Consider the following 11738-nt stretch of genomic DNA (forward strand, 5'->3'; position numbering starts at 1 on the left):
GTTCGGGAGGCCTTCTTCAGAACAAGGCCGTCAGTGCCCAGACAACGATGGCCAAAGGTAAAAGCGCGGCTAGGGCAAAGAGACCGTCCCGGGTGAGGAGAGAGAAGGCAATCAGGCAAACAGATGCGCCAAGAAGCGATGACGAGAATGGCACCAGTTCGAGAAAGGGCATCAAGGCGCCGAACAGGAGGCATGAGAGCGGCAACAAGGCCCGAAGAGGTTGCCGAAACAGGAACCGTGCTCTCGCGCGGGAATGTTTGTCCAGCCAGCGTGCGGCGGGCCGCAGCTTGTTCATCGCCACCCGCACCTTGTCGCCCTCAAGACTTTGCTGACCCAGCCAGTGGGGAAGCCAGACCCGGTCGCGTTTCATCAGCCATTGTGCCGCGATCAGGCAAATGGTCACTCCACAAAGGCTTGAAAACAGGGGAATGCCGCTCAGCGGTGTCACGACGGCGGCCGCGGGCACGATCAGCATCGTCGCAAATCCGGTTTTCTCGAAAGCGCCGACCACGCGGTCAAGCGAGACCTGTCCTTCTTTCGTGATGTCTCCGACCCTGTCGACAATGGACGTCAGGGGCCGGTCCAAGTCCGGATCAACGGTCATGGTCCTGCCTGTTTCAGCGGCCGCAATTGGCGGCCACTGTGTTCTAGGGTGAAAAAATTCCGAGCCTGCTCTTGCAAGGCACATCGTGGCAGGGGTGTTCGGACGGTGGCGGCCGAATGCCCTCAGCGTCTGCGCAAGAAGATGATTATCTTCCGAAGACAAGTTTCTCGATGCGATCGACAGGATGATTGGTGAGATCCTTGTCGATCTCCGCGACGACACGGTCACTGACTTCCTTGTGCAGGCGCTTGCGGACCTGGCCGAGAACCGACGGGGCTGCGACCAGTACGATCTCGTCGAACTTGCCCTTGTGGGCGCGCTTGTAGAGCATCTGGGCAAGGTCCGCGGCGAAATCGTCTTCAGCCAGCGCATGCCAGTCGGCTTCCTGAACTGCACTTCGATGCCCCTGCGGACCGTCACTCAAACGACCGGGACGGTCAGCGGTCTGCTCGCGGTTGGGAGGGTTGTCCTGGGTTTCTTTCCGAAAGACCTTGAGGTCCGGCACGTGTTCCGTGCCCGCGTTGGTCAGGAACAAAGCCTTGGTTCCGTCGGCAACGACTACCCAACCATCATGTTTCAGTCGGATCGCATCCTTCATGTCGCACTCCTGCAGTTTTGGGTCCGTCTGGAGTGAACGCCGGACCACCGGAAGCGTTCCTGAGGATATCTGTGACAATTTCGACAGTTCGCAAGCCTACCAGTACGGGAAACGGATTGCAGGGCCTACCGGAAGAGAGCGCGGCGCCCTAAGTGAAGAGTGGTCGTGAGGAACAATGCAGAATTCCGTCCTTGAAAGGGAGAAGATCATGAAGAGACTTGCAATCGGGCTCGGTGCTGCCGTGCTGGCCCTCACAGGTGCCGTCGCCCAGGCTGGAGAAACTCCGGCACCGGACGGCGTGAAGCTCTACTTCGTAAACCTGAAGGATGGCGACACCGTCAAAAGTCCAGTGACCATCCAGTTCGGCCTTTCCGGAATGGGCGTTGCCCCCGCCGGCACGGAAAAGGAAAACACCGGACACCATCACCTGATCATCGATGAGAGTATCGAGGGCGAGGAGCTGAACGAAGCTATTCCGGCGGATGACAATCACAAGCATTTCGGTGGTGGGCAAACCGAAACCACGATTGAACTGCCAGCCGGTTCACACACGCTGCAACTGGTGCTGGGTGACTGGTCGCACATTCCGCACAATCCGCCGGTCATGTCGGAAAAGATCACGGTTACCGTGGAGTAGGCGGCAGCCAGCACCGGTCACCTTCCGGAACGAAAGACTTGTTGCGGCGTTGCTCTCTTATGCTGACCGACCCGCAACAAGGAACGACCATGGTAGACCGGCTTGCCGCAGAGATGGACCTCGGCTTCGGTGCGGTTCCGCTGGACGTTCTGGTTCTGCGGATGATTGCGGCCATCGTTCTGGGCGGTATAATCGGGTTCGAGCGGGAAGAGCGTGGCAAGGATGCCGGGCTCAGGACGCATATGCTTATCGCATTCGCCTCGTGTCTGTTTCTCCTGATTAGTCAGGCGCTTGCCGATCTGCCCTTTTCCGGGGCGAGCAACGTCAATGTGGATCCGCTCCGTCTGGTCGAGGCCGTGACAGCGGGCGTGGCGTTCCTCTCCGCCGGTCTGATCTTCTCCCGCAACGGCTCGGTGCAGAACGTCACCACAGGTGCATCAATGTGGCTGGCAGGTGCCATCGGCACGGCCTGCGGCGTCGGTCAGATCGGATTGGCGGGTCTTGCAACACTCATGGTGGTGATTGTCCTGGCCGTCATCGGCCGCCTCCAAAGCAAGCTTGGCCCCCAGGCCCGGGACAGCGCCCCGGACGAGGGAATGAGCGAGAGATCTGACAAGCTTCGCCACGTGCAGGCACACGGCCATCGCGACAAAGGGGCGATCTGATGACGATCAGGCGTTGCCGCGCGTCTCGAGCAAGCGGCGCGCGATGACCTGAGCCTGAATTTCCGCCGCACCTTCGAAGATGTTCAGGATGCGGGCGTCGCACAGGACTCGGGAAATTGCATATTCCAGAGCAAAGCCATTGCCGCCGTGGATCTGCAACGCATTGTCCGCCGCGGCCCATGCAACGCGGGCACCAAGCAGTTTCGCCATGCCTGCTTCCAGATCGCAGCGTTTGCCGGAATCCTTCTGCCAGGACGAGAAATAGGTCAGCTGGCGGGCGATCATCAGTTCGGCAGTCATCATGGCCAACTTGTCGGCAACACGCGGGAAGTTGACCAGTTCCTTGCCGAACTGGACGCGTTCTTCGGCGTACCTCAGGCCCAGGTCCAGTGCAGACTGGGCGACGCCCAAGGCGCGGGCAGCGGTCTGGATGCGGGCGCCTTCAAAGGTCTGCATCAGTTGCTTGAAACCTTCGCCCTCGACCTGGCCGAGAAGGTTCTCGCCCTTCACCTCGAAGCCGTCGAAAGCGATTTCATATTCCTTCATGCCCCGGTAGCCGAGAACTTCGATCTCGCCGCCGCTCATGCCGTCCGCCGGGAAGGGCTCCTCGTCGGTGCCGCGTGGCTTTTCCGCGATGAACATGGACAAGCCCTTGTAGCCGGGTTCATCCGGGTTGGTGCGGGCCAGCAAGGTCATGATATCGGCACGGACCGGATGGGTAATCCAGGTCTTGTTGCCGGACACCTTCCAGACGTCGCCGTCCTTCACGGCGCGGGTCTTCAGCGAGGCAAGGTCCGAGCCAGTATTGGGTTCGGTGAAGACGGCAGTCGGCAGGATCTCGCCGGATGCGATTTTCGGTAGCCAGTGCTGCTTCTGCTCTTCCGTTCCGCCACACAGAATGAGTTCCGCCGCGATTTCGGACCGGGTGCCGAGCGAGCCGACACCGATATAGGCGCGGGACAGTTCTTCGGAGACGACGCACATGGCCTCCTTGCCAAGTCCGAGGCCTCCATATTCTTCCGGTATGGTGAGGCCAAAGACGCCGAGCTCGGACATCTGCTCGATAATCTCAAGCGGAATATATTCGTTTTTCAGATGCCAGTCGTGCGCGTTGGGCACGACGTTGTCTTCCGCAAAGCGGCGCATCTCGTTGCGGATCTGCTCCATGGTCTCGTCCAGACCTGGGTCGCCGAAGGTGGAATGACCCGCCTGGTCGCGGATCAGGCGGGTGATCTCGCTGCGGATTTCCGGACGGCTTCCGGTATCGATCAGCGACAGGATTTCGGCTGTCTGGAAGCCAAGAGCTTCTTCGGAAGAAACGCCAAGATCCGCCAGGCGAACGATTTCACCCTGGTTCATCGGAATGCCGCCGAAGATCTGCGCAAGGTACTCCGCAAATCCGAGCTGGACGATGTAGTCCTCAAGAGCGCCGTAGCGGCCTTCCGCGGTCAGGCGTTTCGCGTAGGCATCCAATTGACGCAGAGACTCCACATAGGTTGCGAACCAGGCCAGTCCGTGGGTTGCCCTTTGCTCTTCTTCCATCAGGCGGGAGGAGATGCGCCCATCCTCGCTCACGCGGTCGCGCACCCGCTGCGCTGCAAGATTGAGCAGATGATCGAGCGTGGCGACGGCAGCTTCCGTTCGCTCGGTAAGGCTTGCGGGTGTTTCTGCGGCCGGCAGGGCTGCGGTGGACATGGCGATCTCCGTTTTCATTTGTTGCGCAGCAGCGCTTCTTGTTGAAGCTATGTTGCGTTGCACACCCTCATTTGTCGAGCGTGAATTTATAGACCTTTTGGCGGATGCGGTTTTCACTACCCAGGCTTGACGAATTGTGTCAGCGCAGGCCACATCTTGGGTCATGAGCGCCAGACAGACAGTTCTCGTGATCTACGCCGTCCTGAAAGACGCCATAGGTCACTTCGCCCGGGATGACGGCTTTGCAATGGCCAGTCACGTGGCACTGTCGGGGTTGCTGGCGATATTTCCCCTGCTGATCTTCATCGCCTCGCTCGCGGCCTTTCTCGGCATGACCGGTGCTGCCGACACGGTGTCGGAACTGCTGTTCGATGCCTGGCCGGCAAGCGTTGCATCGCCTGTCGTGCGGGAAATCCAGAATGTCCTGACCATTCGCCGCGGCGACCTTGTGACCTTCGGCGCCGTTGCCGCTCTGTGGTTTTCCTCCAACGGGGTGGAGGCGCTGCGCACCGCGCTCAACCGGGCCTACCGGCAGCATGAAAACCGCTCCATCGTGCTGTTGCGGCTGCAATCGATCGGGCTTGTGCTGCTGGGTGCCGGCATTCTGCTTGCCTACACGTTTCTGGTGGTTCTGGCGCCGCTCGCCCTCGAGGGGCTGAAGGTCTTCGTGCCGCAGGTCGAGACTTTCCTGCTGTCAATCAACGTTGCCCGATACACACTGGCCGGATCGCTGCTGATCATCGGCCTTTTCATCACCCACTGGCTGCTTCCGGCGGGGCATCGCACTTTCCGCGACCTGTGGCCCGGAGTGCTCGCCACACTGTTCATGTGGATCATTGCCGGCAGTGCCTTCGGCGCTTATCTCGCCAGCTTCGCCAATTACGTCTCCACTTATGGCGGTCTGGCCGGGATCATGACCGCGCTGATCTTTCTTTATATCTGCGCGCTCGTGTTCATTCTGGGTGGTGAACTCAACGCGGCAATCTCCCGTCAACGGCGCTACTGGCGCCGCCGTCAGGAACAGCTTGCGCTGGCGCTGGATACAGAAGCCTGACCGGATTTTCCGCAAGACGGCTTCCGGGGACCACTCCTAGCTCCTTGCTGGCTTCTTGCGGATGGTCAAGACGGCGCTGATGACCAGCACCATGCCGCCGATCTGAACCGGTGTCAGGGATTCACCGAACAGGAAATAGCTTTCCACCGCTGTTGCCACCGGCACCAGATAAAAAAGGCTGGCGACCTGGGAGACCGCGCCCTCGCGGATCAGCAGCATCAGGAGCAGGATCGCACCGACGGACAAGACCAGCACGAGCCAGGCCATCGCAAAGATCAGCTCACCTGACCAGGTGATCTGCCAGCTTTCGGTCAGGCTCAGCGGAATTGTGACAAGCAAAGCGCCGACGTACTGCCAGACAGTTGCCGCCATGAGGTCGGTCTGCTGTACGAAACGCTTCTGATAGACTGTTCCCAGGCTGATGGCCGCAACGGAGATGATGACCACGAATATCGTCACCGGCGTGATGCCCGATCCGGCAAGGTCGAGTTTCGGACCAAGAACGAATGCAAGACCAATCGCTCCGATGGCCATGGCGAGCCAGTGTCTGCGGGAAATGGTTTCGCCAAGTAAAGCCACCGCGATGAGGGCGGTCAGCACGGGTTGAAGACCGACAATGATCGAGGACGCTCCAGCCGGCATGCCCTGTTTGATTGCCCAGAACACACCACCGAGATAGTTGCCGTGAACCAGCATGCCGGTGAAGATGCAATGGGCAATGGCAGCGGGATCTTTCGGCCAGGACTTCGACAAGAACATCGCCAGCAGAATCAGCACCGGCAAAACCGCAACGAAGCGGACCGTCAAAAACACCATCGGATCGATGTAGGGTGCGCCGAGTTTAGAACCGACGAAGCCCGTAGACCACAGCAAAACAAAAATGGCCGGTGCGGCTCTGGCGAGGAGATTCAATTGCAGCCTCAATGACAAAGTCGAAGATGACGCAAGGTTAGATTGCGTCGAGTCGGTGGGGTTACACGCATGTTAACCGTAAGTTGGCATTTATAGTCAAATATACGGCGCAAACATGAGTGTTCGAACGTTCTGTCGTGAAAGAAACACAGGCCAGAAGCACGAACACTTCCAGATCGATCAACTCATGGATGTAAACATCGACCCCGATGGCACATCCGTTGATCCAGGGGACATACGCTGGTGGCCTTCAGATCTCAATCACCTTTTCGGATCTTCGCGAATTTGTCAGTCAAAGCCAGAATTCTGGCCTTGAGCCTTTTCACCATTGTTGGGCTCCTTGCGATTGGCGGTGTCTTCTTCTGGAGCCAGGGTGAACTCAATTCGGCCTTTGCGCGCATGAGCAGCAGTTCGACACTGGCCGGACAGGTCAGCACACTTTCGGAAAGCGCCGCGGCGCTGCGCTCGATTGAAGAGCGTTACCACAGCATGCCATCCGTCGAGACGTTCCAGAGTTTCAACGCCAAGCTTGAAGAAGCCAGCGCAGTTCTGGAGACGATCGCAACCAACCCGGCAGCAGCGGCCTACGCTTCGGAAATAGCCGACGTCAAGGATACGCTGGAAGGCACAAGAGGTGCCTTCGAGATGCTGGACACTGCCCAGCAGAAGATCGGGTATGACTCTACGCAGGGCTATCTGGCGGGGCTCAATGAATATGCAGGGGCGGTCAAGCATCGCCTGTCGGAAGAGATGAAATTCGGCGGCGGGCCGGATTTCGAAAAGCTGGCCCGCGCGATCCTGGCCGTTCAGCTGGCGGAACGGGAGTTCACGCTCAACAATACCGAGGCGGCGCTGGAGGTTTTCCAGGGCGAGTTCAACGATTTCGAAAAGCTCTTGAAGAAAGTCTACATCTCCGACGCCATCAAGGCGGAGCTGGCCGACAACATGGCCAAATACAAGACGACTTTCGACGATTACACAGTCGCCAAGACAGAGCGGGGCGAGCATTCGGAACTGCTGGAAAACCTGTTTGAACTTGTTCCACCGCACATCGCGTCCCTCAGCGAAGCCGCCAACACCACTCAAGGTGAAGCCGCCGGTCAGCTTGAGATGGCCCGGTCGATCGCAACCTATGCAATCGGCGGGGCTATCGTGGTTCTGCTTCTGCTGCTTCCGGCCATCGCGCTTGTGATCGGCCAATCGGTGGCGCGCCCGCTGGCACGTCTGCAGTCGGCCATGGAAGCTCTTGCCAGCGGCCAGACCGACCTCGACCTGCCGGACGACAGTGGCAGCACCGAGCTTGCTTCCATGAGCCGCACGGTTCAGGTCTTCCGTGACAATGCGGTCGAGCGGGCTGAACTTGCGGCCTCGCAGGATCAGGAAAACCGGCGGCGCGAAGAACGCGTTGCCCGTCTCGATACTCTGATCGGCCGGTTCGAGGGGACCGTGTCCGCAGCACTCGACAGTCTTGACCGAGCCAATGGCGAACTGCGGCAGACGTCCCAGTCTATGGAACAGTCGGCCGACGATGTCGCCAACCAGTCCGGGGAAGCAGCCGAAGCGGTGCGCACGGCGGCGGAAAACGTCACTTCCGCAGCTCATTCCGCGGAAGAGCTTGCCGCGTCCATCGCCGAGATCGCCGGCCAGGCCAACAAGTCGACGGAAGTGGCCCAGCAGGCGGTGCGGAGTGCGTCTTCAACGGTTGCCACCATGCAGGAACTTTCCAGTGCGGCAGACCGGATCGGCGAAGTCATGGGGCTGATCCGCGACATTGCCAACCAGACCAATCTGCTGGCGCTGAACGCGACCATCGAGGCTGCCCGCGCGGGCGAAGCAGGCAAGGGGTTTGCGGTGGTTGCTGCCGAAGTGAAGCAGCTTGCCGACCAGACCTCGAAAGCCACCGAGGATATCGCGACCCAGATCGAGGCCATCCAGGGGTCTTCCGGTCAGGCGGTCCAGGCGATCGAGGACGTCAACCGGATCATCTCCGACATGGAAGGCCTTGCCTCGGCTGTGGCATCGGCCGTGCAGCAGCAGGACGAAGCCGTTCAGGCGATCTCGCACAACGTTTCCAGTGCCTCGGCGCGGTCCGAACAAGGGGTGTCGAGCATGGAGGCCGTCGGTTCGGCTGCCGAGCTTGCACGGTCCAACGGTTCTGAAGTGGAGCACCTCGCAGAATCGCTTGGCGAGCAGGGCGCGTTGATCCGGCAGGAAGTTGCCGAATTCCTGCAAGGCGTGCGCAGCGCCTGATCCCGAACCGGAACGCTTGAAACAAAGAAAATCGAAAAAACGCCGTGTCCGCACCGACGCGGCGTTTCGCCATTCTGGCGGCCTGCGTTTCTTCGTGCTAGCCATGCACTCAAACGATCGGCCGGCACACCATCCGCCGGACCGGCCAAGCGCAAAGAGGGCGAAGCGGAATGCAGGAAGACATCGTCATCATCGGAGCAGGACAAGCCGGAGCCCAGGTCGCCCAATCCCTGCGGCAGGGCGGATTTGAAGGCCCGCTGCGGCTGATCGGCGACGAACCGCATCCTCCCTATCAAAGACCGCCGCTTTCCAAGAAGTTCCTGGCCGGCGAGATTGGCGCCGAAGGCTTGTGGCTGCGCCCGCCGGCGTTCTTCACCACCAACAATATCGACCACATTCCCAATACCAGAGTGGTTGCGATCGACCGTGGCGCGAAGCGCCTGACACTGGCAAACGGCGATACGCTGCCGTATGGCAAGCTGGTTCTGGCAACGGGCACCAATGCCCGGCTGCTGACGCTGGAGGGTGCCGACAAGAAGGGCGTGGTCACGCTGCGCTCGATTGCCGATGTCAACGTGATCCGGGACATTCTGCAAAAAAGCAGCAATGTCGCCATCATCGGAGCCGGGTACATCGGTCTTGAAGTCGCTGCCGTCGCCAAAAGCCTGGGCAAGTCGGTCACCGTCATCGAGGCGCAGGATCGTCCGATGAAGCGCGTGGTCAGCCAGGCGGTCTCCGACTATTTCTCCGGCCTGCACAAGGCCCGCGGCATCGAATTGCGCCTGAATACGGGCATCGAGGCAATCGAGGGTGGTGACAGTGTCACCGGTGTCCGGTTGTCGACAGGCGAGACGGTTCCGGCGGAGCTGGTTCTGGTTGCCGTCGGTGCAGAGCCCAATGATCACCTGGCCGCAGAGGCGGGCCTGGAGGTCGACAACGGGATCCTGGTGGATGGATGCGGCCAGACCAGCGATCCTGACATCTTCGCTGCGGGTGACTGTACACGTTTCTATTCCAACCGCTACCAGCGGTCCGTGCGCATGGAAAGCGTCCAGAACGCCATCGACCAGGCAAAGGCGGTTGCCCAGGCGCTGCTGGGCCAGGAAGTCGATTACGACCCGTTGCCGTGGTTCTGGTCCGATCAGTACGACATCAAGCTGCAGATCGCCGGTCTGTCGGAGGGGTATGACGACACAAAGGTCGTGGGTTCGACCCAGGACAACAAGTTCTATGTCGCCTACCTGCACGATGGCCGGCTAATCGCCGTCGACAGCATCAATTCACCGCGCTCGCACATGATGGCCCGCCGGGTGATCGGTGAGCCGTGGCGTGATGATCTGCTGCCGGAAGCCTGAACAACAGGTTCCGAAAGGATAGGTGCCGGCGGGCAACAGGAGGGCGAAGCGCTTCCATTGTCCGCGGTTCGCGCCTGCTGTTATTCGACCTTGCCGAATTTCTCCATGAAATAGGCGGTCATTTCCTTGTTGCGGTCGTACTGGTGCACGATGGCGTAGGGCTGCTTGTCGAAGGTTTTGACCAGCCCGTCCTCGAACACCGGCACGGTTTCCCGAGGCATGCAGAACCCCGGCGCGTCCGGACCGACATTCGCACTGACCGCGTGCAGCAGCCAGGGAACCTGCCAGTTCACCTTCTCGGCCTTTTCCTTCCAGCCGCAAAAGGTCAGCAGCTGGTTGAAGGCGGCCTGATCACCGCTGCGTTTGGTCTGGTCGAAGTAATAGACCGCCAGCATGAAATCCATCATCGCCTCATAGCGGCCGGCGAAATAGCCAGCGCAGCACACGGGAACCTTGGCCACACGGTCATAGGCATGGCGGCCGTAGGTTTTCAGGACGTTCCGGCGGTTCCAAGGGTCTTCATGGGTGATGCTTTCCTCACCGATGAGGAGATCCTTGCCCGGAGCAAGGTTCTCTTCCATCCAGGCGAACGGGTCAGACTGGAAGATGACGTCCCGGGCATCCGAGAACGCGACGAAGCGCACAGGTTCGCCAAGCGCATCGAGATGCTGTTTCACCAGGTGACTGGCATGGAAGAAGCGCCGGTCGTAGATTTTGTCCTTGAAACGCAGGATGCGCTTGTTCCAGGTCCAGCGCCTGTCGGTGTAAAGTTTGCCGCCATCGGTATGGTCGGCGATTTCTTCCCGAAGCTGCGAGTAGGAGTAGCGCTTCTTGCCGGCGTCATGATCGAAGGTGATGACGAGCGAGCCCATGTGCTTCATGTAGTCAACAAGGGCTTCGCTGACATTGTAAGCCACCGCGACCGTCCGGCCGCGATACCCCGTTGCCTTCAGGGAATTGTACCAGGCAGCCATGTGTTTCGGCTCATAGCCCGACACCGCCGTGACGATGACATCGTTGGCTGCTGACATTTCGGCTGACATGCGCGCTCCGGCTCGGTTCATACAGGCCCCGCCGTCCGACCGGCCGGGTTTCGGCCTGCTACCTATCCCAAACCGCGCCGGGGGGCCAGATCGCGGGGAAACTTTCTGGAGTTCCAGATGTTGGTCCGTGTCAGCAGCCAGCGTTCTGAAGGATGAGCCGGGTCACTTCCTTGGGCAGTTCCAGATGCAGCATGTGGCCGGTTCGTTCGAAAATGTGCGTGGCAACGACACCCGGCAACTTGTGGGCCTGGCGCGTCGGCAGGACACGATCCTGTGTGCCCCAGAGGACCTTGATCGGCATGGGCAGGGCTGCCAGTTCGTCGCGCGGCAGGGTCTTTTGAACGCTGCCGTCGATGATCTCGTCCGCGATTGCCTCCAGTGTCGCGGCCGCGCCCGGGCGCGCGCGGCTTTCGGCAGCCGTTCTGGCGAGGAATTTCGGCAGTTTGAACTCCCAGCCGAAGAACTGCTCCAGCAGGGTTTCCATGGTGTCGGCATCCGTTGCGGCCGCATAGCGACGGAGCAGACGGTGATTGATTTCGGAGCCGAAGCCGCCCGGTGCCAGCAGGGTAAGGCTGGCCACCAGATCAGGATTGCGCAGGGCAATCAGCGCGGCAACTGCGCCGCCCATGGAATGGCCGACCAGATGGACCTTCGTCAGCTCGAGCGCCTCCAGAGACTGCCCGACAGCTTTTGCGGAAACCCCCGCATTGCCGATCCGCGGCCAGTCCAGCGCCTCGCCGTGCCCCGGCAGGTCGAACGCTATGGAGCGTTTCTTCGAAGCCAGTGCCGTCTGTATGTTGAGCCAGGTTTGCCGGTCGCCGCCGAAGCCGTGCAGCAGCACGACCGGAGCACCGTTGTCAGGGCCGGTGGCTTCCTGGTCTCTGAAAGGCAGATGGGAAGGGGCGTCGGGACGTAGATCGGTCAT

Annotated in this window: 11 protein-coding genes; 5 read left to right on the plus strand and 6 right to left on the minus strand. The window is 60.3% G+C overall.

Features of this window, described 5'->3' with window-relative positions; genetic code table 11:
• Positions 1-16 precede the first annotated feature (16 nt).
• Both HCG46_RS23280 and HCG46_RS23285 read right to left on the minus strand, forming a co-directional pair.
• Positions 17-604 (minus strand): exopolysaccharide biosynthesis protein, encoded by a 588-nt coding sequence (locus HCG46_RS23280; RefSeq protein ID WP_152505390.1) that lies wholly within the window; start codon positions 602-604, stop codon positions 17-19.
• A 145-nt stretch (positions 605-749) separates the two neighbouring features.
• A complete protein-coding gene (locus HCG46_RS23285; protein ID WP_023002960.1) occupies positions 750-1202 on the minus strand; it encodes a host attachment family protein in 453 nt (150 codons plus the stop codon).
• 208 nt (positions 1203-1410) lie between these two features.
• Between HCG46_RS23285 and HCG46_RS23290 the strand changes: the two genes are divergently transcribed.
• The gene (locus HCG46_RS23290; protein ID WP_062491303.1) at positions 1411-1839 is read left to right on the plus strand and encodes a DUF4399 domain-containing protein; all 429 of its coding nucleotides are present in this window, start codon (positions 1411-1413) and stop codon (positions 1837-1839) included.
• 89 nt (positions 1840-1928) lie between these two features.
• Complete coding sequence (locus HCG46_RS23295) at positions 1929-2504, plus strand: MgtC/SapB family protein (RefSeq protein WP_286185490.1); 576 nt, start codon at positions 1929-1931, stop codon at positions 2502-2504.
• Between the two features lie 6 nt (positions 2505-2510).
• Here HCG46_RS23295 and HCG46_RS23300 read toward each other — a convergent pair whose 3' ends face one another.
• On the minus strand, positions 2511-4199 hold the full coding sequence (locus tag HCG46_RS23300; RefSeq protein WP_168687516.1) for an acyl-CoA dehydrogenase family protein: 1689 nt from the start codon (positions 4197-4199) through the stop codon (positions 2511-2513).
• A 163-nt stretch (positions 4200-4362) separates the two neighbouring features.
• Here HCG46_RS23300 and HCG46_RS23305 point away from each other — a divergent pair, with 163 nt between their 5' ends.
• Positions 4363-5253 carry a YihY/virulence factor BrkB family protein gene (locus tag HCG46_RS23305; RefSeq protein WP_023002964.1) on the plus strand — a complete coding sequence of 297 codons (891 nt, stop codon included), beginning with the start codon at positions 4363-4365 and terminating at the stop codon, positions 5251-5253.
• A gap of 36 nt (positions 5254-5289) precedes the next feature.
• Here the strand turns inward: HCG46_RS23305 and HCG46_RS23310 are convergent, their stop codons facing one another.
• Complete coding sequence (locus HCG46_RS23310; protein WP_205838633.1) at positions 5290-6165, minus strand: DMT family transporter; 876 nt, start codon at positions 6163-6165, stop codon at positions 5290-5292.
• A 312-nt stretch (positions 6166-6477) separates the two neighbouring features.
• Between HCG46_RS23310 and HCG46_RS23315 the strand changes: the two genes are divergently transcribed.
• Both HCG46_RS23315 and HCG46_RS23320 read left to right on the plus strand, forming a co-directional pair.
• Positions 6478-8415, plus strand: a complete 1938-nt coding sequence (locus HCG46_RS23315) for a HAMP domain-containing methyl-accepting chemotaxis protein (RefSeq protein WP_209009592.1) — start codon at positions 6478-6480, stop codon at positions 8413-8415.
• 170 nt (positions 8416-8585) lie between these two features.
• Positions 8586-9770, plus strand: a complete 1185-nt coding sequence (locus tag HCG46_RS23320; protein WP_168687518.1) for an FAD-dependent oxidoreductase — start codon at positions 8586-8588, stop codon at positions 9768-9770.
• 80 nt (positions 9771-9850) lie between these two features.
• On the opposite strand, the gene HCG46_RS23325 is transcribed toward HCG46_RS23320, so the two are convergent.
• Both HCG46_RS23325 and HCG46_RS23330 read right to left on the minus strand, forming a co-directional pair.
• Complete coding sequence (locus HCG46_RS23325; RefSeq protein WP_168687519.1) at positions 9851-10813, minus strand: hypothetical protein; 963 nt, start codon at positions 10811-10813, stop codon at positions 9851-9853.
• 130 nt (positions 10814-10943) lie between these two features.
• On the minus strand, positions 10944-11738 hold the full coding sequence (locus HCG46_RS23330) for an alpha/beta fold hydrolase (protein ID WP_023002969.1): 795 nt from the start codon (positions 11736-11738) through the stop codon (positions 10944-10946).

Origin of the sequence: Labrenzia sp. PO1, from assembly GCF_012273635.1 — a bacterium.
GTDB classification, from domain to species: Bacteria; Pseudomonadota; Alphaproteobacteria; order Rhizobiales; family Stappiaceae; genus Roseibium; species Roseibium algicola.